The following is a 19,200-nucleotide window of genomic DNA, read 5'->3' as shown; positions in this document are numbered from 1 at the left end:
ATTTTATTAAAGATGTAATGAAGGGGAGTGCGCTTGAATGGAAATCTATTTAACAGAAGATACGACTGTAGAAAATGTTGCTAAGCATTTTAAATTAACAAAAAAGATACTGTATGCTGCAAACCCAACTCTTAATGGTGATGACCTAGAAAGAGGGAATGTATTACATATACCAGGATGGTATAAAAAAGAAACTAAAGCGTTAGACGCTCATTCTCAAAATGTAAAATTTGACTACCCTGATGATTTGAAATTTGCGATGAATATCACGATGCCGACAATCGAGACGAAAAAAAACTATGATTTTTTTTTAATGGAAAAAGATATCGAAACACTACTGAAAAACTTTCCGTTTATTAAAAAACGAGTTATTGGTGAAAGTGTGCTTGGCCTTCCTATATATGAATTAATCATTGGCAATGGTAACTTGTCGGTTCATATGAACGGGGCATTTCATGCAAATGAGTGGATTACCTCTGCCGTTATGATGAAGTGGTTAGATGACTACGCACGAGCAATTGTAATGAATGGTGATTTTAACGGAATCTCAGTTCGTGAGTTATATGAAAAAACAACATTATCTTTTGTGCCGATGGTGAACCCTGATGGAGTCAATTTAGTATTAAATAAAGAACAAATAACTGAAGATGTGTTGACATTTGTTCAATCATTAAATCAAGAAAAGGATGATTTTTCAAATTGGAAGGCAAACATTCGAGGTGTTGATCTAAACAATCAATATCCAGCGTATTGGGAAATTGAAAAGGAGAGAAAAATTCCGAAGTCACCTGCACCAAGCGATTTTCCGGGAAATTTTCCGTTAACGGAGCCTGAGGCTATTGCAATGGCCAATTTAGTTCAAAAATCAAATTTTGATCGAATTGTCGCCTTTCATACACAAGGAGAGGAAATCTATTGGGGATATTTAAACTGTGAACCGAAATTAGCTGCAAAAATTGTCAGGGAATTCAAAAGATTAAGCGGCTATAAAGCAGTACGGAATATTGATAGTCATGCTGGGTTTCGGGACTGGTACATTTATAAATATAAAAGGCCGGGTTTTACAGTGGAATTAGGGAGAGGGGTTAATCCGCTACCGATATCACAGTTTGACGAAATATATGAAAAATGTCGAGGAATTTTTTGGGCCATTTTATATATGTAAGAGAGAAAGTGAAACTTTTCTATGTTACGATACGTATATATAAATGGCTATTATGCAAGGATGATTTAAAGAATGTTGTGATGATGTCTAGGCTCTTTGTTAGTCCACTGAAGATGGAAGAGCCAAGGTAAGAGAGGCAATCGGTAATTGACCGTTTGCCTTTATCAATAAATTTTTATGATGCAAAGTGAGGATGAAGTTGGTGAGAAGTAGAAGTTGTGTTTTTTTTATCGTCTTAGCTTTTTTACTCGTCGCATGTGAGTCTCATCAACTACTAGAAGACCAGAAAGCTGAAGGACAAAAAGAAAACGGTGCCAAAGAAGATAAAAAGATACTCCCTTTAACGGTGGATGAAGATTATTTTCAACAAGTTGTTGGCTGGTTTGATCATGAAACCATTTTATATATTAATAATAAGCCAAATACATCAGAAATTGTTCGTTACAACTTCGTTTTAGGTACATCAACAACATTTTTTCAATCAGAATCACCGATCATTCAAGTCGTTCCAAATGAAGACCGTGAGTTGTTTTTCATTCATGTTAGTCCAAATAATTATGAAGCTCATACGATGGTAGTGAATCGAAAAGGAGAGATTCTTTTTGAATGGGATGTTAGTTCCTTTGATTTAATTGTTTCATGGAATCCTTTCAATACGAGCCAGCTTTTCGTAACAGCTTTTTATGAGGATTGGACTTACGACACATATTTTATTAACGTTTTCGAAAAAGACATTCAGGAGAATGTAATCGATGTTCCTTTTATTCAATGGGCAGATCAATCAAAGGTCGCATATATAAAATGGAATAACGATGAGCCGGAAATAAGTGGTCCCTTTTATCTGCTTAATTTAGCAGATCGAACGGAGCAATTAATAGCTCAAAATGTCATTGGACATGTGCATTATCCATCTGGTGTTATTTATTTACAAGAAAATCCTTTGGAAAATGGGAGTGGCACTTATAAGTTTTTGAACTTACGGACGATGAAAGCAACAGAGCAAATGGAAGTACCGCTAGTGTCTCAATACTCACAATGGTTATTTCCTTATTATGAACTAGATAAAAAGGGAGAACATTTTTATACATTTATTCCTCTTGATACAATGGAAGAAGAACCTTCCTTTCAATTATCGAAAATAAACATCGAGACGGGTCATCAATCTCAAGTTATATCAAATTTAGTCAACGAACCGATCTCGTTATCTCCTGACGGGAACTATTTATTATACGGATTCCGATTTGAAAAGCTTGTCAATCTAGACGAAAAGAAAGTATTCGACATTATTAAGTGAGAAAGGTGATTTTACAAATGGCAATCGTTGATATAACCGTCATTCCGATTGGAACGGAAAATCCTAGTGTAAGCTCATATGTAGCAAATATACAAGAAATTTTAAAAGAATACGAGGAGAAAGGTGTCATTCGGTACCGATTAACACCGATGAGCACAATTATCGAAGGAGAACTAGGTCAGCTTCTAGAAGTCATTAAATCCATTCATGAAGCTCCGTTTCAACGAGGTGTGCACCGCGTTGCAACAAACATTCGAATAGATGATCGTAGAGATAAAAAAGCTACCATGGAAAGAAAACTTGAAAGTGTGGAAAAGCATTTACATAAATAAAGGATAGTTTGATACTAGAGGAAGCCTTCCGCTAAAATTAATAAAGAAAAAAGCTTATCCAACTATGAGGATAAGCTTTTTTCTTTATTAGTGCGCTACTGGATATCCGTGGTGAATAAATGTCATGACCGTAAACCAACCGAATACAGCAACTGTACCGAAAGCAAATAAAAGACCAAGGACATTTTTTTCTTTAATCGTACGGAACATCCCTACAACTCCGAGCAATGTAACTAACGTAAAGATAATAACTAAACCCATTTTATAAGCCCCCTAACTATGTAAAAATCAATACCCGATAAACAAATAGAAAGACTCCCTTAATATTTTAATCGCTTTCTTTTGTTTTGTCGAGGTGAAAAATGTAATCTTTATACGATAAGCTGTGGCAATTTTTTGAACAAGGTCCCTCCATGGCTGATCGACAAATAAGTGTCCTAATCAATCGAAAGACTTTTTTAATTGAAACATGGCCATTATATCTTTGTTTGATATAAAACCGTAGTCCCTCCATAGGTTTAACAATTTTGACTGATTTCATGCAATAACGGAAAGGCCGAGTTCCTTTATAAACGTCTGCAAAATTACACCTCATCTTGAGTAGCTGGTATAAGTATCGTATCCGAATAATCAATCAAGTGAATAACCGTTGTGATCTCCTTTCTTTTTTGACGGAAATCCAATTTGTCGGTATGATGATTGTAAATATAGTTATTTTTAGTTTTATTGGAAATTGATGATACTTTCAATGAGGTGAAGAAAATGAAATGGGAAAGAATTCCTTTAGGGCCGCTACAAACAAATGCTTATCTTTTATCTAATTCTAATAATGAATGCATCATCTTTGATCCAGGGAGTGAAGGTGAAAAACTAATACATATTATTGAACAAAAGAAATTATCACCGATTGCCATATTATTAACACATGCCCATTTCGATCATATTGGTGCAGTAGACGGAGTGAGAGAACGGTTTAACATACCGGTCTATGTTCATGAAAAGGAGCAAGGTTGGTTAGAAGATGCAACCTTGAACGGTTCGCAATTTTTTTTGGCAGATCCTGTTTCAGTGAAAAAAGCAGACAAACTAATTTCGGGCGAAATGAAGCTTGATATTGGATCGTTTTCGTTTCAAGTGTACGAGACACCAGGGCATTCGCCAGGAAGTGTGTCGTATTATTGTGAGAAGGCTGGAGCCGTATTTTCTGGTGATGCACTATTTCAAGGAAGTATTGGACGAACGGATTTGCCGGGGGGGAATCATCCACAGCTCATTCAAAGCATTCATGAAAAATTACTATCACTTCAAGAAGAAACCGTCGTTTTATCTGGACATGGTCCTGAAACGACAATTTATGATGAAATGGAATCAAATCCATTTTTAAATGGGTTTTCATTAGGGTGATAGGATGAACGAACGACTCAAAGGGGAATTGGAGAAAAACGGCGGTCTATTGTCATATGCTGATTATATGTCCTTCATGCTGTACGATCAAAATAATGGGTATTACATGAAGGATAAAGAGAAGATTGGCAAAAATGGCGACTTTATCACGACGAGTTATGTCTCTAATGTGTATGGAGAAATAATTTATTCGATCTTTAGGCGTTTAGTAGTAAAGAACAAAATACCACCACTATTTGTTGAATTAGGAGCTGGTGACGGTACGTTCTTACTTTCCTTTTTAGAAGCTTGGGAAAAAGATAGAAATAGCATTCCCCTGACTGTCGTTGTGGTTGAAAAAAGTAAGACACACCAAAAAGCACTTATTCAAAAGGTGAATAAATACTCGTCACTTTTATCTATGTATAGAGACCTTAAAGAATTAGGAGAAGGTTTACAAGGTTTTATCTTTTCAAATGAATTTTTTGACGCGTTTCCGGTACATGTTATTCATAAAAGAGAAAACCGCATTTATGAGCTATTTGTCGGAATGGATGAAATGGGCAATCTTACGGAAATACCTCAATCACTTAAACGAAAAGAAATCATAAATATACTACAGAAAAATGATGTTCAACTACAAGAAGGGGGACGATTAGAAATTCCCCTTTCGATGATTCATTATTTACACGAATTAAACACTCATTTGGATAAATGTGTAATGGTAACGGTCGATTATGGGTATTTCGATGAAGATTATCGACAGCCGCGTTTACAAGAAGGAAGTTTACGCGGCTATTATAAGCATCAAGTCATCAGAAATGTATTAGACCATCCAATTGGAATGGATATGACGTCACATGTCCACTTTGGACTTTATCAACGTACTTTAACAACACAAAAATGGAATCACGTTTTAACAGAGCGACAGCATTCATTTTTCTTAAGAGCAGGGATTTTAAATGAGCTAACGAATCATGAAAATGTTGATCCATTTTCAGTAGTAGCGAGACGAAACCGTGCGATTCGAACACTCATAATGGGCGGACATATAAGTGAATCCTTTCATGTTTTAGTACATACAAAAGGAATTTCTTTGCATGAAGAAGAGTTATTTGAAAAATAAAAGGCAACTCCTACTTTTATGTAGGAGTTGCCTTTTATATTAGTGGCCGCCTTGTCCTGGAATCATCATAAAAGTTGACCAGTATGTAAAGCCAACGAAGAAAATAGTTAAATATGCACCGAAAACATAAATATACATACGCTCAGATAATTTTAAATAGGATAAGAGTACGAAAAATCCAGTTTGACCAAAGAAAAGCAAAGATGCAGTAGGCATGTGGCCTAAATAAAACATAACCGCAAATATACCTGTCCAAAATCCAAGCACACGGAACATGCGATCCATAATGTCTCCCTCCTTTTGTCTCAGGTTTCACCGCTTTTCTTATTATAAAGTACCGCCATACAAATTGTAAATATACCGTTTACAATACATTTCATTTCCTTTCATAAAAAGACAAAGTTGTTAGAAAATATTCAAAAATTCATTGTTAACGTCATTGACTTCGTAATGAATTTTTTAAAAGTAACAGCATTAAAAAAATAGTTGTGAATAGGAAATTTTCATTTTGTAAAAGTAAAAGTGAGTAAAATGTAATTTTAGTATGAGTATTTTCACATTTTTTATACATCTTCAAGGATGATAATCACATTTTACTTATTCGTCTCCTTTCTAACCCTTCGATAAAATGTACATAAAGAAAGGAGGAAAAACATGATGACATCAATTGAGAAATTTAGTGAGCAATTAATAGAGGAAGCATGCCAGGCACAAGCGTCAGATATTCATATCATTCCGCGGGAAGGAGGTGCTACCATTCAATTTCGAATTGATGAGGATATGATTCATAAATATTCAATTTCGAAGCGGATGAGCAATCGGTTAATTTCTCATTTGAAATTTTTAGCTTCAATGGATATTGGTGAACGGAGAAGACCGCAAAATGGAGCCCTTTCTTTACCTACAAAAAATATGACCGTTCATTTACGGTTATCCACATTGCCGACTGTTTATGAAGAGAGTTTAGTCATTCGGATTTTACCACAGCAAGTCGTCCAACCGTTATCACAGCTATCATTGTTTCAACAGTCGACTCAACAAATTTTATCCTTTTTAAATCATGCGCACGGCTTAATTGTGTTCACTGGTCCAACGGGCTCAGGGAAGACGACAACTTTATATTCTTTATTACATTACGCTAAGAAACATTTTAAACGAAACATCATTACACTAGAGGATCCTGTCGAAACAAAAACGGAAGAAGTGTTACAAGTGCAAGTCAATGAACGTGCAGGCATTACGTATGCAACAGGATTAAAAGCGATATTGCGGCATGATCCCGATATTATTATGGTCGGAGAAATTCGAGATGCAGAAACAGCTAAAATTGCGATACGAGCTGCGTTCACAGGTCATTTAGTCTTGTCTACCATGCATACAAAAGACACAAAGGGAGCGATTTATCGATTGTTAGAATTTGGTGTTACATTATCTGAAATCGAGCAAACATTGATCGCACTCGTTGCCCAAAGGCTTGTTAATATAGCCTGTCCATTTTGTCGCGGTGAATGCTCCCCGTACTGTAAAGCTTTGCGCCAGACACGAAGGCTTAGTATTTATGAATTATTGTATGGGCGAAACCTATCTCAAGCCATTCATGAAGCGAGAGGAGAGGAAGCAGCCTTTGATTATAAACGATTAAAGGATGTAATCAAAAAAGGAATCGCACTAGGCTACTTATATCCGAAAACATATGAACGTTGGGTACTTGATTATGAAGAAGTCTAAATGGAGTTTAAAAAAACAAGCGCAAGTTTTAAAACGGATAAGCGATTTGTTAGAACAAGGCTATTCGTTAAATGAAGCGATTACCTTTACAATGCTTCATTTACCTCCTCCATTAAAAAGAGATATGAAAGCTTGTGTACAAACTCTTACAAAAGGAAATTCACTTCGGAGTGCCTTACAACAGCTCGGGTTTCATCGCCATGTGCTCAGTTATTTATATTTTGCTGAAAACTACGGTGATGTAAAAAGGGCTCTCCATGAAAGCAGTCGTCTATTAAATAAGCAATTATTACATGCTGAAAAAGCAAAGCAAATTTTACGTTACCCCCTATTTTTATTACTGTTTATGGGAATGATCTTGTATGCTGTCGAGACAATCATTGCTCCGCAGTTTATCCAAATGTATGAATCAATGAACGTGCGTTCTTCTATTTTCTTATTTTTGTTGTTATCACTATTCGACTTTTTAACGGCTTCGATTATCGTCATTGGCATTGTTTGTGTACTAGTGATTCCTTTTTATTTCTTCGTTTTTCGTAACTATTCGGCAACGAAACAAATCGCTTTTATTTTAAAAATCCCGTTGTTGAAAAGAATTTTTATGTTATACCAAAGCTACTATTTTTCCTTTCAAATGAGCTTTTTATTAAAAGGTGGGTTATCGATTTTTGAAAGCTTAATGCTTTTCAATAAGCAGCCTCTACTTCCGATTTACAAAGAAGAAACAGAACGAATGATTTCTGATTTAACAAAAGGGAGAAGATTGGATGAAATATTGAGTGAATGCTCCTTTTTCGAATCAGAACTGGCTGCTGTTGTCCATCATGGACAAACTTCAGGAAGGCTCGATCGCGAACTGTATACGTATAGTCAAATGATTGTAGATCGTTTAGAGCAAAGTATGATGAAAATAATGAGCTATATCCAGCCGGGTATTTTTTTAGTCATTGGTATTCTTGTGTTAGCGGTCTACTTATCCATTATGCTACCGATGTATCAAATGATGGAAACTGTATAGGAGGGCGAACGATGAAAAATGAAAAAGGTTTTACACTTGTTGAAATGTTAGTCGTACTACTTGTCATTTCGATCTTGCTATTAATTACAATTCCGAACATCGCTTCTCATAACAATTCGATTAAAGAGAAAGGATGTGAAGGGCTTAAAGATATGATCCAAGGACAAGTTCTTGCATATGAAATGGAACATAATGAAACGCCGACGATGCAAGATTTAATCGATAAAGAGTATGTTCAAGAGAGTGCTTCAACCTGTCCAAATGGAGATGCCGTTACAATCGAAAATGGGGTTGTAAAATAGTAAATGAACCATAATCGGGGGTTTACATTAGTCGAAAGTTTAATCGTATTAACAATAGTCATGATTATGGGATCAATTTTGTGGTTGACTAGTTCATCTATTCATGACAAAAAAGTGATTGATCAATTTTTTCGCCAAATAGAAAAAGATATTTTATATGCTCAGCAATATGCAATGATCCACAATGAACCTGTTCATATTTATTTGAACCGATATGAAAACTATTACGAAATTGAAAGGTATGCGTTTAAAGGGGAGTTATTGAAGCAAACGTATGATTCTTCCATTGATGTCCATCCGATGACGATGGAGTTGCCGATCACATTTTATCCAAATGGCTCTATTCGTAAAGGAGGATCTTTTTATATTTATTATCAAGATGAAACGTATAAAATTATTTTTACGATTGGAAAAGGGAGATTTCGTGTGGAGAAACTGTAAAGGAACTTCATTTGTCGAAACAATCGTTGCTTTTTCAATATGGTGTTTTATTACCATGACAATCATCCCTCTATTAACATCAATATTTATGAACGAACAACAAACAAATATAAAAGTAGAAGCTCACCGGCTATTAACAGAAGAACTAGCAAAGTATGCTCATGAAAATGTTCAAACGAGCGGAAAGGTGGAAAGAGGACAATACACGTATGTATTACAATGGACAAAAGAAGGAGAGTTTGACCAGCTTTGTATTGAACTTGAAGAAGCAAAAGGGAAGAAAATTTGTGGCTATGCTTATAAACCGTAACGGCTATACGTTTCTTCACTTATTATACAGTTTAACCGTGACGATTCTCATCATCTCAACATTTTCCGCCATCTTAACCTTTTTCTTAAAAACTTCTGAACACTCAACTGATTTACATCCATACGAATGGCACGTATTTTTAATTCAATTACAAAAAGATATAAAGAGAGCGAACCATTTTCACGTTGAGTCAAACAGCATTCAATATGAAAATACGAAAGGAGAGCAAATTACGATTCATCAATTTGGACAAGTGCTTCGCTATCAAAATAATGGAACAGGACATATCGTCATGTTGCAAAATGTCAAGGAAGCCACTTTTCAGCAAGTAACGAATGGCGTTGCGATTCAAGTGAAAAGTTTAAATGAGAAAATCTATTCTTCAATTATTCGGGATCCAAAAGGGGCTGCACAGCAAAATGAATGAAAAAGGCTATATTTTCCCGCTCACGCTCTTCATCGCTTTTCTTTCCCTTTTTATCGCGACAACAAATGTAACGATTTATATACGTGATCTTGCATTTTATGAAGATACAATTGAATTTTATTTAGTTGAAAATTTAACGCAAGTTGCCATTCAACATTCTGTCATGCATTTGGTAGATGGTACAAATGAAACATTGCAAACACCAAATGGCACCGTCTCCTACAATGTGAAACGAATCGATGAAAAGATAATGGACGTTTCAGTCTCATGTACAACGATAAATGGGACAGACTATGACTTTTCGTATCAGTATGACAATGTAGAAAATAGAATTGTTTATTGGAACATACAATACCCGTATTCAACATAAAAAGCATGGTATGATAGTGTTACATGATGAGGCGAAAAAAGGAGAGGAAGTATGAAAGCGATCTACTTAACGGGCTTTATGGGAAGCGGGAAGACGACGATAGGGCAACTATTAGGAAAATATTTAAATGTACCTGTTATTGACACAGATCAAGAAATCGTTCGTTTAATGGGGCAATCAATTCCAACTATATTTCAAAAACATGGTGAAGCCTATTTTCGAAAGCTTGAAACAGAATGTCTACAAAAGCTACCTACCGAAAATGTGATTGTCACGACTGGAGGCGGTATTGTTGTAAATAAAGAAAACCGAAATTGGATGAAAGATCATGGCATCTTCATTTATTTACAATGTGACCTTTCGATTCTTTTTTCAAGAATTGAGCAAGACGAAAATAGACCATTAGCGAATCAAAAAACAAAGCATGAATTAGCGGAGCTTTTTGCAAAAAGAAAATCATTTTATGAAGAAGCTCATGTACATATTGCTACGACAAACTTAACGCCGATAGAAGTTGTTGAAAAAATAAATCAATGTATACATGAGTACAAAATGGGTGACAATAATAAATAAATTATGCCAATAAGGTGTTGGGAATATGTCAACAAATGATTATATTAAATTTGTCACCGAACAAGTCGTCAAATATATGGATACTCCAATAGAAGAACGAAAACAACAGAAAAAGAAACGGAAAAATGAAAAAACACCGTTGTTAATGAGGTGGTTTGGAATCATTCCCTATGCGATCAGCATGTCCATGAAAAAAAGGAAAAAATCGAAGTAAAAATCCAATTACGTTTTGTAATTGGATTTTTACTGTTTGAACACTTGAATATGTTCGACCTTATTCGTTTTGTTATTAATCGAAATCGTCACATTTACTTGATATTGTTTACCTTGTTCATTCATCGTTACTACATAATGCTTAATCGTTTGTTTTTTATTTTCTTTATCCCACACTTTTTGAATGAAAAGTATTTGCGCTAATGGATAGTTCTTTTTCGCTTCTTTTTTCGCAATCTCTGTATAGTTTTCATTTTCAGCAGCGGCTACAATAGGTGTTGGAGAAAGAATCATATTCACGCCATAAACAGTTAAGAGCATGGAGACAATAAGAGCTTTGGACATCGTATCACCACCTAAATGGTAGAATTCCACATTTAGGTAAAAACTATTCTTTCATTAGATGGTTTGTTAATCATTCTCCTTACCCTCGTTACAGTCCAAATGTAGGAAATGTTGAATATCTTCTATCGTTAATCCTAACTCTTTAGCCTCTTTTATTAAGCGTACCCATTCTTGATCTAATCGTTCATATGTTACCGGCTGCTCCAATATTTAGCCTCCTTTTGTGGGACTTTGTTTTATTCTTAATTAATTTAGAAGTTTTGGCATACAATGAAAAGACATCAGTGTTGAGGGTGTCAAGGTTGAAACAATCATTCGTTTGTGAGTGAACACTAAGGAACTATTAAAGGTGGTGATAACATAATGTATTAGTTAATTCCTAATAATTCGAATATTCGTTTATGCATTACGTATTATCTTTATTGTTTTCATTCGTTTTCCCTGTATTTTTTCCCATTCTGAAAAAACGTATATAATCTCTAAAATGTTGAAAATCTTCTTTACTCATCCCTTCATTAATGGCATTTTCAATCATTTCTCTCCATTCTTCATCTAAAAATTCTTCTATTGAAGCCTCTGTTCTAGTTTCTTCATTACCTAATAAATACTCAATAGAAGTATCTAACGGAGCCGCTAGTTTAGATAAAAATTGGAGTGATGGGTTATTCTGAAGATTCCGTTCAATGTAACTTAAGTACGATTTGGAAACACCCGCAAGCTCAGCCATCTCAGTAATCGAGTATCCCTTATTTTGTCTTAGCTTTTTAATGCGCTCCCCGATCATCACATTCTCCTATCTTATTTATTTTACAATTTACATCTCTGTTCATTATAAAGAACTTTTGGTGCATGATAAAATTACAAAAAAGCAAGAAAATGAAAGTTTTGGCGAGGTTTTGAAAGAAAAATGTTCTTTATAACAAAAAAACATAAAATGAATGAATTTTCCAAAAATAGCGAATGTTATGTTGACGTGTTCTTTATAAAGAACTAAACTAAGAGTAGGTGTAGTCACGTAATATGAAGTTTCCTTTGTAATCTTTCCAATATTTTTAGAAACGAGTTCTTTATTTAGAACATCTGTAATAGGATGTGAAAAAAGTATTGAATGAATAAAGGTGAAATGGTGAAAAAATTAACTTTAGAAAATGAAGTTATTTTGAGGGAAAATGAATTAGTGTCCAAAATAAAATAGTTAAGAAGACTAAACGAAAAGCTATAACGAGTTCCATAAGGTGAAACATAAAATTTTTTGGTTGTTTTGTTCTTTATAAAGAATTAAATATACTTCTAAAAAGAACTTATTGTGAAATCTCCTTACCCTTATCAAAGGAGGTACTCGGTGTTCTAAACTTAGACGGTAGTTGACGATAGTGTTATGTGGGGATGGGGGAGATGCCCTTATTTTTATTAAACTTTTACCTGCTTTTTAAAAAGTTGGTAAATGCTTTATTAATGGATCGGCGTTAATTCTAGTTGCGTTTTCTTATACTACACCCTATTCAGCAAAAATAGGTAAAACCTAAAAATGATCGAGGCCATAACTAGGAATTAGTATTTCATATTCTATCTAACAGTAAACGCATTATTAAGCAATTCTTAAAGAGATGTTACATCTGAGAATTTAAAAAAATTTGAAGTGAAGCTTTTTAAAAAGGTGCTTTTATTTGAAAAATATCTTAGGGGGAAATGACTTGGATTATGTACAATTGGGCTTTACCCTATTTCAGTGGTTATTAATCTTTTTCTGGGTGTATTGGATTGTACTTAGCATGTTTGGTTTCGGGAAACCTAAATTGTTAAAATCCTCTAACCCGAAAAAACGATTTTTAATTTTAGTCCCTGCCCACAACGAAGAGGCAGTGATTGGGGATTTAGTTGAGAACCTATTAAACTTGGATTACCCCAATAGATTGTATGATGTTTATGTTATTGCTGATAATTGCTCTGACGATACTGCTAAGATTACTCAAACATTAAGGGTTGGTGTAATTGAACATACATCTCCTCCTGGGGAACCAAGAGGAAAGCCCTATGCCATTCGATATGCTTTGCAGAAATTCGGAGATGACTTAGTCAATAAATATGATGGTGTGGCTATTTTTGACGCTGATAACTTAGTCGCTTCTAACTATCTCAAGGAAATGAACAACCATTTTATTAAAGGAGATAAAATTATTCAGTGTTATCTCGATTCAAAAAATGCAAATGATAATTGGGTATCACTTTCTTATTCTACCTCGTTTGTTTTTGCCAATCGGTTTATGCAATTAGCGAAAACTCGCTTAGGATTAAGTAACCTCATCGGTGGAACAGGTTTTTGTGTGGATACAAAACTTTTAAATGAAATTGGGTGGAATGCCCAGTCGCTTACGGAAGATTTAGAGTTCACCATCCAAAGTATCATAAGGGGCGTTCCAGTTAATTGGTGTCATACGACAAGGGTATTTGATGAGAAGCCCACGAGTTTCGTGGCCTCCTGCGTACAAAGACTACGTTGGTCAAGAGGTCATTGGGACGTCACATTTCGCTATTCTCATAAACTACTCAAAAAAGTGTTTTTAAAAGGAGACATCAAATCTTTCGATGCCTTTTTGTTTTTGATTAACCCGGGAAAAATGGTCTTAGCTTCGTTCACTAGCCTATTAGTCTTTGTTGATTTCGTAACAAATCAACAAAGGCTGGAATCGGTTATTCCATGGCAAACTTGGATTGTGCTTATTCTCTATTATTTTATATTTATATCTTATCCATTAATTGTTGATATCGGGCAGAGAAAAATTGGGAAAATTATAAAGTCTTGTATAAGTTTATGGTTATTGCACTATTCGAATGTTCCTTTATATTTTTGGGGATTGATTACTGTAAAAAATAATAGCTGGAATCCAACCAAGCATTCTAGAAAAATGTCATTAGCAGACATGGTGGTAGCTCGGCGACAAGTAGCCGCTGGTCGTGAGAAAAAATGACAGAAATATTTGGAATCTCATTTTATGATGGGAATATTAATGAGTTTATAAAAGACATGGATGATGTTCTTACCTTTCAGCAAAAAAAGTTTGTCGTCACCGCTAATCCCGAAATCATAGTGAATACCCAAAAGAATGAGGATTATGGAAAGGTAATCAAAGAAGCAGATTTTATAATTCCAGATGGTATTGGAGTAATACTTGCTTCTCGTATACTTGGCCATCGCCTTTCTGAACGAATCACTGGGGTGGATACGATGTTTAGACTCTTGGAGAAAGCGAATCAAAAGAATTACAGTGTTTATCTTTTAGGAGCTACACCACTGGTGGTAGATAAAGCTGTTGAAACAATTAGATCAATGTATTCGAATGTCACAATTTCAGGTTATCATAATGGCTATAATTTTCAAGACACTAAAGTAACGAGTGCAATTAGAGACTTGAAACCGGATATTATTTTTATAGCTCTAGGGGCTCCTTTACAAGAAAAATGGATTGCAAAACATATTGGGCAATTTGAAAAAGGTCTATTCATGGGAGTCGGAGGTAGTTTTGATGTGCTATCTGGGACCGTGAAAAGAGCTCCTTACCTGATGAGAGCCTGCCATTTAGAGTGGTTTTATCGATTAATAATCAAAAAAGGAAAACGAAAAAAGGTTATCAAAAACTTGTTATCATTTGTGAAATTAACCTTGGGAGAATGGGGGGCATGTCCCGTACTTTTTTATCGAAAAGGAAAATGAAAAAGAAAGATTATGAGATTTGAAAATGTGAGAAGTTTACTCAAAAAATTTAGGTAGGCACTCTTGTGAAATACAATAAAAATTAATCAACAACAGTCAAGAATGAAATATTTTCTGTAAATGAAAACGTGTCACGACAATCTAATCGAAAGGATAGTGATCCGTTTGGGTACATTATCGAATGGTTGGATAACAAGAGGAATGTCAAGATTCATCTTATTTGTTATCATAACCATTTTCCTCTCGGCTTATATTTTGCTTACATTTTCTACTAAAGTACAGGCAGAATCTTCAAAGGAAGAACTGAATGTTTTTGTTGCCTACTCAACTAAGGATGGTGAAGTGAATCAAAATGTAAGAATGTTGGATATGTTAATTGGGCATTTCACCAGAAACATAACGTTTAAAAGCGTTCACGATGTGAAGAAACAAGATTTATCAGGGATCTCGCACTTATTTTACCTTGGGGATGTAGAGGCGAAACTTCCATCTTCTTTTCGAAATATTAGCGAAGAATTTTCAGGCTCTTATGTAGCAATTGGAGCCAATGTGGAACAATTGGGGGATTCCTTCTCTTTTGTAGGCGAAACTACAGAACAATTAGTCTCAGTTAAAGAACTGATAATAGACAAGGGAGTGAATCCACTTCCTGAAACCAGTTTAATCTATAATGTAGACGCCGGAGACTCCGCTACCACTCTTATTAATGGAAAATACGGAGAAAAAATACACCCCGTTTTTGTACAACAAGAAAATCGATACTATTTCGCTAAAAAAGAACTCACCTCAGATTTTTCGCTTTACTTAGCCGAAGGACTACATCATGTATTTCAAAGTGATAAACATAAAACTCGCTCCGCCTACATTAGACTGGAAGATGTTCACCCAATGTCAGACCCTAAAAAATTGATAGATATTGCACACTTTCTTCAGGAAAAAAACATTCCGTATATGATAACCGTTATTCCTGTATATACTGATCCTGATACACATAAAGAATATCACTATAAGGATGCCCCCAAAGTAGTCGAAGCGTTACAATACATGCAAGACCATGGCGGAAGTATCATACTTCATGGGTATACTCATCAATACAGAAAAAGTGAAACCGGTGAGGGGTTTGAATTCTGGGACGTAGAAAATAACACGCCAATTTATTTCCCAGAAGACCAAAACAAGAAAATCCGAAGTCGTGCGGATTTTGAAGATGATAAGAGTTACAAGGAATATGTTCAAACTTTAAAAGAGTTTGAGAAAGAATATATTCGAGAAAAGATTACTAAAGGAATACAAGAGCTAGTCAGTCATAATCTATACCCTCTTGCATTTGAGGCCCCTCATTATACGATGTCGTTGGAAGGGTATCAAGAGTTGTCAAAGTATTTCTCAACTTATGTGGGACAGCTTCAACTCTCTAATGAAAATTGGCAAGTGTTACATTCTGCGCCATATTTTACAAGGCCTGTATTTACTGGAGGGATGAATGTTATCCCTGAAACTATAGGATATGTTCAAGAGGGAGATCCTTCTGCTATCGATACTATGATAAATAAAGCCCATCGACAACTCATCTTACGAGATGGAGTAATTGGCGGATTTTACCATCCTTATCTTGGAGTAGAAACTCTTAAAGAACTGATTAATCAGATGGAGAAAATTCCTAACATAGAATGGATGGATTTAAAGAGAATCCCCAATGAGGTCGAAGTTGAAAGTGTTCACATAACATCTGGGCCAGAGGGAATAAAGCTGAAGAAGAATCTTTGGTTTACACAGTATAATTTTAATCTCATCATGGAAAGTTTTCGGAATAGTATTTTGTGGATTATGATACTTCCATTATTTTGGGGAATAACGGTTGTCCCAATCACCTTGTTTATTTCTCATATCAAAAAGCGAAAAAAACAAACCAGATCTTTTCTTTATGATACGAAATAATAATAAAAATTTGATCCTTCTCTGAAGAGGAGAAGGATCAGGTTTTCTTAAACATAATGAATAATTAACCTCGGTCTCTGTGTAGGGTTTGTCGTATAATCTGATGACCTAAAATACTTAGCTTGATCACGAATAGTTTCATTTGCTAGTTTCAACATGACCCCGTGATTAGGTACACCATTCGACACCCAACGATGCACTAATGTGGTAATATCAAAGGATTTCCATCCTGTATTAGCATCTACCAAATGAGTGGAGGTTGGCTTGGATTTAACGTGTGGAGCTTCAGCCCAATTTATGTTTTCGCTCCAATTTTCTATTACCTCGTAAAGTTCTATCTCGTTAGTAGTGTAATTAGAATAACAGTAGAGTTCTAATTGAGCAGAAAAGATTTGGACACCTTGTGTGAGACTTGATAAATCAAATGAAAGGAAGGTACGAAACACTGCATTTTCATTAGAATCAGTAACCGTTCCAACCTTGAGGCTTGGATTATTTTTGTATCGAGCTTGTTGGTATTTTGAAACGATCATAGTATCTTTTCCAGTCGTACCGTCAGGTTGAAGGATGACCATTTGAAGGGTAGCGATATCGATATAGTCTATACCATTATAATAACGAATGGTATTGGAAGATGGATCGTACTGAAAATCACCTTGCTTAGGAGCGGGTGGTTCTGGGGTGAGGTTACCAAAGAAAGCCAAAATGATTGACTCTGCTTGTTTTCCAATAACTTTGTATGAATCATCAGAGTTGATTGTCCAAACGCTAAAACCTAAGAAGAACGACTCCTTTGAAAATACTAGTTGATAGGCTTTGTATAAGTTAGCTTGAACTTCTTCATTATACACAGAGGAAACCGCAACATCCCATGGGAATTTTGGGCCATAATCTAGGCTTGGACACCCAAATCCTCCAAAGAATATGGGTTTACCTGTTGCTACCGCCAAGTCTTTGATTTCTTGGAATACGTTTTGGTTGCGATTGTACACTTCTGTAGATATTAGGTCGGATACTAAATCGTCCACACTTGGAGACGGATCATTATCTAATTCAAACCATGTATCTATTGCTACAAAGTCTACCAAATTCCATAGAGGATTACTTTTCTTAAGATCTCTTGATTGACTTTCATGCCAATAGTTTGTTCGATAAATAACCTGACCTTTAAAACGTTTACGAATGAGAGTAAACAGATTAGTCCATTGTTGAGTGTATGGATATGTTTTTGTATCGAAATCGTATTCTATATACCTAAGATTACTGGCTACATTAAAACACCAAACGTTATAGGGATTCGCTATTTCATTAATCAAGCGCTCACATATGTCGGTCCAGTTCTGAAACCACGAGTATTTATCTTGAGGATTCCATTCGGTTTCTCCTATCGCTCCTCCACGAATATACGTAAATGGTTCTAAAATGACTTTTATGTTGTTCTCATGAAGAAGTTCAACAATTCTTCTAGAGAATTCATATCGTTCTTCATTGAAGATCATCGTATTAGAAGTTGTATTTGGTACATCAACTTGAAAAGGAACATTGACTGTATTAAGACCAAGGCGTCGAACGTTTTTTAGTATTTGTTGAGGATTTGTCAAAAACTCCGGGTCTAAGCTCCCGCATTTAATCTTTTCCAATTTATCACACCTTTTGAACTTAAATTAATGGTTCCAAGCAAAATGGATTACCAATTCTAGTGTATGCGTATATGGTAAAAGAGTAACGGCTCAAGAACTAATCTTTGCTGTAAAGATCGGTAAAGTGTGTGCGTAATTTACATAACATGGAGAGTCGTAGGTTCTTTTGGAAATTCATTCTGGGAAATTAAAATATATTTATAAATTAACAAATTATGAACAGTTTAATCAATTTTCAATCAACCTCAAATCTTAAAACATATTTTTATGCTAAAGGAATGTTTCAAAAGTAAAAGGGGGAATCAGGCTTATAGAAGAAACGTTTTGACATTTTAATGGATGTATAGCAGTTCAGAATATATGAATAAGATGATTTTGAATTTTCAAAATACTTAAGTTGAAGTTGAGGGATAAAAGTGAGGAAAAAAATAATGGTAGTTTTCGGAACACGACCAGAAGCAATTAAGATGTGCCCATTAGTTAAGGAACTAAAAACAAGGGATAAATTAGATATAACTGTTTGTGTTACAGGTCAGCATAGAGAAATGTTAGACCAAGTTCTTGATGCATTTAATGTTGTACCAGACTATGATTTATCAATCATGAAAGCAAACCAGACATTATTTGATGTGACTATAAATATTGTAAATCATCACTTTATTCCCTCTAAAAACCTTTAAAAATTTTCAAATTCCTCCAGAACTTACATGACACGCCTCTGAGATAATATGCTACATTTTTTGCATATTAATTGGGGGAGTGTTGAACGTGATCATTTCCTATGATTTTGGCATCGGTTTAAAAGAATACGCAAAAAGAGGAAAGATGAATGCCTTTCCTGTGCTTGATACTTGTCCAAAATGCCAGTGTCACGGACCAGGCA

23 protein-coding genes and 1 pseudogene are annotated in these 19,200 nt (G+C 35.0%); 18 read left to right on the top strand and 6 right to left on the bottom strand.

Annotation, left to right across the window (positions count from 1 at the left end; genetic code table 11):
* Positions 1-37: 37 nt before the first annotated feature.
* The 3 genes from MLD65_RS03815 (at position 38) to MLD65_RS03805 (ending at position 2,791) form a co-directional block, all read left to right on the top strand.
* Positions 38-1,165 (top strand): M14 family metallopeptidase, encoded by a 1,128-nt coding sequence (locus tag MLD65_RS03815; protein WP_243290551.1) that lies wholly within the window; start codon positions 38-40, stop codon positions 1,163-1,165.
* A 202-nt stretch (positions 1,166-1,367) separates the two neighbouring features.
* Entirely contained in the window at positions 1,368-2,459 is a 1,092-nt protein-coding gene (locus tag MLD65_RS03810; RefSeq protein WP_243290550.1) for a YqgU-like beta propeller domain-containing protein, read from the top strand.
* 17 nt (positions 2,460-2,476) lie between these two features.
* Positions 2,477-2,791: an MTH1187 family thiamine-binding protein gene (locus tag MLD65_RS03805; protein ID WP_243290549.1), complete on the top strand. Its 315-nt coding sequence runs from the start codon at positions 2,477-2,479 to the stop codon at positions 2,789-2,791.
* 87 nt (positions 2,792-2,878) lie between these two features.
* Here MLD65_RS03805 and MLD65_RS03800 read toward each other — a convergent pair whose 3' ends face one another.
* Positions 2,879-3,052 (bottom strand): DUF2759 domain-containing protein, encoded by a 174-nt coding sequence (locus MLD65_RS03800; RefSeq protein ID WP_243290548.1) that lies wholly within the window; start codon positions 3,050-3,052, stop codon positions 2,879-2,881.
* Positions 3,053-3,553: 501 nt separating this feature from the next.
* Here MLD65_RS03800 and MLD65_RS03795 point away from each other — a divergent pair.
* Both MLD65_RS03795 and MLD65_RS03790 read left to right on the top strand, forming a co-directional pair.
* Entirely contained in the window at positions 3,554-4,195 is a 642-nt protein-coding gene (locus MLD65_RS03795) for an MBL fold metallo-hydrolase (protein WP_243290547.1), read from the top strand.
* Positions 4,196-4,199: 4 nt separating this feature from the next.
* Entirely contained in the window at positions 4,200-5,300 is a 1,101-nt protein-coding gene (locus MLD65_RS03790) for an SAM-dependent methyltransferase (RefSeq protein ID WP_243290546.1), read from the top strand.
* 39 nt (positions 5,301-5,339) lie between these two features.
* Here MLD65_RS03790 and MLD65_RS03785 read toward each other — a convergent pair whose 3' ends face one another.
* A complete protein-coding gene (locus tag MLD65_RS03785; RefSeq protein ID WP_243290545.1) occupies positions 5,340-5,585 on the bottom strand; it encodes a DUF2626 domain-containing protein in 246 nt (81 codons plus the stop codon).
* A 372-nt stretch (positions 5,586-5,957) separates the two neighbouring features.
* Between MLD65_RS03785 and comGA the strand changes: the two genes are divergently transcribed.
* From comGA to MLD65_RS03740, 9 genes are read left to right on the top strand one after another with little or no spacing between them, the layout of a single operon-like run.
* Positions 5,958-7,028: a competence type IV pilus ATPase ComGA gene (comGA, locus tag MLD65_RS03780; RefSeq protein ID WP_243290708.1), complete on the top strand. Its 1,071-nt coding sequence runs from the start codon at positions 5,958-5,960 to the stop codon at positions 7,026-7,028.
* On the top strand, positions 7,015-8,046 hold the full coding sequence (gene comGB / locus MLD65_RS03775) for a competence type IV pilus assembly protein ComGB (protein ID WP_243290544.1): 1,032 nt from the start codon (positions 7,015-7,017) through the stop codon (positions 8,044-8,046). Before comGA ends, comGB begins: the two co-directional genes overlap by 14 nt.
* A gap of 11 nt (positions 8,047-8,057) precedes the next feature.
* Positions 8,058-8,348, top strand: a complete 291-nt coding sequence (gene comGC, locus MLD65_RS03770) for a competence type IV pilus major pilin ComGC (protein ID WP_243290543.1) — start codon at positions 8,058-8,060, stop codon at positions 8,346-8,348.
* A gap of 3 nt (positions 8,349-8,351) precedes the next feature.
* Positions 8,352-8,789, top strand: a complete 438-nt coding sequence (gene comGD, locus MLD65_RS03765) for a competence type IV pilus minor pilin ComGD (protein WP_243290542.1) — start codon at positions 8,352-8,354, stop codon at positions 8,787-8,789.
* On the top strand, positions 8,683-9,099 hold the full coding sequence (gene comGE / locus MLD65_RS03760) for a competence type IV pilus minor pilin ComGE (protein ID WP_347709263.1): 417 nt from the start codon (positions 8,683-8,685) through the stop codon (positions 9,097-9,099). Before comGD ends, comGE begins: the two co-directional genes overlap by 107 nt.
* Positions 9,083-9,526 carry a competence type IV pilus minor pilin ComGF gene (comGF, locus tag MLD65_RS03755; protein WP_243290707.1) on the top strand — a complete coding sequence of 148 codons (444 nt, stop codon included), beginning with the start codon at positions 9,083-9,085 and terminating at the stop codon, positions 9,524-9,526. The genes comGE and comGF overlap by 17 nt, the downstream gene beginning before the upstream one ends.
* Positions 9,519-9,896, top strand: a complete 378-nt coding sequence (comGG, locus tag MLD65_RS03750) for a competence type IV pilus minor pilin ComGG (protein WP_243290540.1) — start codon at positions 9,519-9,521, stop codon at positions 9,894-9,896. The genes comGF and comGG overlap by 8 nt, the downstream gene beginning before the upstream one ends.
* Positions 9,897-9,947: 51 nt before the next feature.
* Positions 9,948-10,469: a shikimate kinase gene (locus MLD65_RS03745; RefSeq protein ID WP_243290539.1), complete on the top strand. Its 522-nt coding sequence runs from the start codon at positions 9,948-9,950 to the stop codon at positions 10,467-10,469.
* A gap of 25 nt (positions 10,470-10,494) precedes the next feature.
* Positions 10,495-10,683 carry a YqzE family protein gene (locus MLD65_RS03740; RefSeq protein ID WP_243290538.1) on the top strand — a complete coding sequence of 63 codons (189 nt, stop codon included), beginning with the start codon at positions 10,495-10,497 and terminating at the stop codon, positions 10,681-10,683.
* Between the two features lie 29 nt (positions 10,684-10,712).
* Here the strand turns inward: MLD65_RS03740 and MLD65_RS03735 are convergent, their stop codons facing one another.
* The 3 genes from MLD65_RS03735 to MLD65_RS03725 form a co-directional block, all read right to left on the bottom strand.
* Positions 10,713-11,027 carry a DUF3889 domain-containing protein gene (locus MLD65_RS03735; RefSeq protein ID WP_243290537.1) on the bottom strand — a complete coding sequence of 105 codons (315 nt, stop codon included), beginning with the start codon at positions 11,025-11,027 and terminating at the stop codon, positions 10,713-10,715.
* Between the two features lie 66 nt (positions 11,028-11,093).
* Positions 11,094-11,234: a DNA-binding anti-repressor SinI gene (locus tag MLD65_RS03730; RefSeq protein WP_279325956.1), complete on the bottom strand. Its 141-nt coding sequence runs from the start codon at positions 11,232-11,234 to the stop codon at positions 11,094-11,096.
* A 199-nt stretch (positions 11,235-11,433) separates the two neighbouring features.
* A complete protein-coding gene (locus tag MLD65_RS03725; RefSeq protein WP_243290536.1) occupies positions 11,434-11,811 on the bottom strand; it encodes a helix-turn-helix domain-containing protein in 378 nt (125 codons plus the stop codon).
* 910 nt (positions 11,812-12,721) lie between these two features.
* On the opposite strand from MLD65_RS03725, the gene MLD65_RS03720 reads away from it, so the two are divergent.
* The 3 genes from MLD65_RS03720 (at position 12,722) to MLD65_RS03710 (ending at position 16,677) form a co-directional block, all read left to right on the top strand.
* Entirely contained in the window at positions 12,722-13,996 is a 1,275-nt protein-coding gene (locus MLD65_RS03720) for a glycosyltransferase family 2 protein (protein WP_243290535.1), read from the top strand.
* Positions 13,993-14,739 (top strand): WecB/TagA/CpsF family glycosyltransferase, encoded by a 747-nt coding sequence (locus MLD65_RS03715; RefSeq protein ID WP_243290534.1) that lies wholly within the window; start codon positions 13,993-13,995, stop codon positions 14,737-14,739. Before MLD65_RS03720 ends, MLD65_RS03715 begins: the two co-directional genes overlap by 4 nt.
* Positions 14,740-14,904: 165 nt before the next feature.
* Entirely contained in the window at positions 14,905-16,677 is a 1,773-nt protein-coding gene (locus MLD65_RS03710) for a DUF2334 domain-containing protein (RefSeq protein ID WP_243290533.1), read from the top strand.
* Between the two features lie 47 nt (positions 16,678-16,724).
* On the opposite strand, the gene MLD65_RS03705 is transcribed toward MLD65_RS03710, so the two are convergent.
* Positions 16,725-18,317, bottom strand: a complete 1,593-nt coding sequence (locus tag MLD65_RS03705; protein ID WP_243290532.1) for a DNRLRE domain-containing protein — start codon at positions 18,315-18,317, stop codon at positions 16,725-16,727.
* A 431-nt stretch (positions 18,318-18,748) separates the two neighbouring features.
* Here MLD65_RS03705 and MLD65_RS03700 point away from each other — a divergent pair.
* Positions 18,749-18,964 (top strand): annotated as a pseudogene (locus MLD65_RS03700) (UDP-N-acetylglucosamine 2-epimerase); the annotation flags it as partial.
* Positions 18,965-19,200: the final 236 nt, after the last annotated feature.

Origin of the sequence: Bacillus sp. FJAT-47783 (genome assembly GCF_022808615.1) — a bacterium.
In the GTDB taxonomy this organism is placed as follows: Bacteria; Bacillota; Bacilli; order Bacillales; family Aeribacillaceae; genus Bacillus_BZ.
This window is presented reverse-complemented; position numbering and strand designations above follow the sequence as displayed.

Excerpts from the sequence above, each read along its gene's own strand:
- MLD65_RS03785 (WP_243290545.1), bottom strand. The coding sequence starts at position 5,585 with ATGGATCGCATGTTCCGTGTGCTTGGATTTTGGACAGGTATATTTGCG.
- comGD (WP_243290542.1), top strand. The coding sequence starts at position 8,352 with ATGAACCATAATCGGGGGTTTACATTAGTCGAAAGTTTAATCGTATTA.
- comGE (WP_347709263.1), top strand. The coding sequence starts at position 8,683 with ATGGCTCTATTCGTAAAGGAGGATCTTTTTATATTTATTATCAAGATG.
- comGB (WP_243290544.1), top strand. The coding sequence starts at position 7,015 with ATGAAGAAGTCTAAATGGAGTTTAAAAAAACAAGCGCAAGTTTTAAAA.
- MLD65_RS03805 (WP_243290549.1), top strand. The coding sequence starts at position 2,477 with ATGGCAATCGTTGATATAACCGTCATTCCGATTGGAACGGAAAATCCT.
- MLD65_RS03745 (WP_243290539.1), top strand. The coding sequence starts at position 9,948 with ATGAAAGCGATCTACTTAACGGGCTTTATGGGAAGCGGGAAGACGACG.
- MLD65_RS03735 (WP_243290537.1), bottom strand. The coding sequence starts at position 11,027 with ATGTCCAAAGCTCTTATTGTCTCCATGCTCTTAACTGTTTATGGCGTG.
- MLD65_RS03795 (WP_243290547.1), top strand. The coding sequence starts at position 3,554 with ATGAAATGGGAAAGAATTCCTTTAGGGCCGCTACAAACAAATGCTTAT.
- MLD65_RS03725 (WP_243290536.1), bottom strand. The coding sequence starts at position 11,811 with ATGATCGGGGAGCGCATTAAAAAGCTAAGACAAAATAAGGGATACTCG.
- comGF (WP_243290707.1), top strand. The coding sequence starts at position 9,083 with ATGCTTATAAACCGTAACGGCTATACGTTTCTTCACTTATTATACAGT.
- MLD65_RS03715 (WP_243290534.1), top strand. The coding sequence starts at position 13,993 with ATGACAGAAATATTTGGAATCTCATTTTATGATGGGAATATTAATGAG.
- comGC (WP_243290543.1), top strand. The coding sequence starts at position 8,058 with ATGAAAAATGAAAAAGGTTTTACACTTGTTGAAATGTTAGTCGTACTA.
- MLD65_RS03800 (WP_243290548.1), bottom strand. The coding sequence starts at position 3,052 with ATGGGTTTAGTTATTATCTTTACGTTAGTTACATTGCTCGGAGTTGTA.
- MLD65_RS03815 (WP_243290551.1), top strand. The coding sequence starts at position 38 with ATGGAAATCTATTTAACAGAAGATACGACTGTAGAAAATGTTGCTAAG.
- comGG (WP_243290540.1), top strand. The coding sequence starts at position 9,519 with ATGAATGAAAAAGGCTATATTTTCCCGCTCACGCTCTTCATCGCTTTT.
- MLD65_RS03740 (WP_243290538.1), top strand. The coding sequence starts at position 10,495 with ATGTCAACAAATGATTATATTAAATTTGTCACCGAACAAGTCGTCAAA.
- comGA (WP_243290708.1), top strand. The coding sequence starts at position 5,958 with ATGACATCAATTGAGAAATTTAGTGAGCAATTAATAGAGGAAGCATGC.
- MLD65_RS03790 (WP_243290546.1), top strand. The coding sequence starts at position 4,200 with ATGAACGAACGACTCAAAGGGGAATTGGAGAAAAACGGCGGTCTATTG.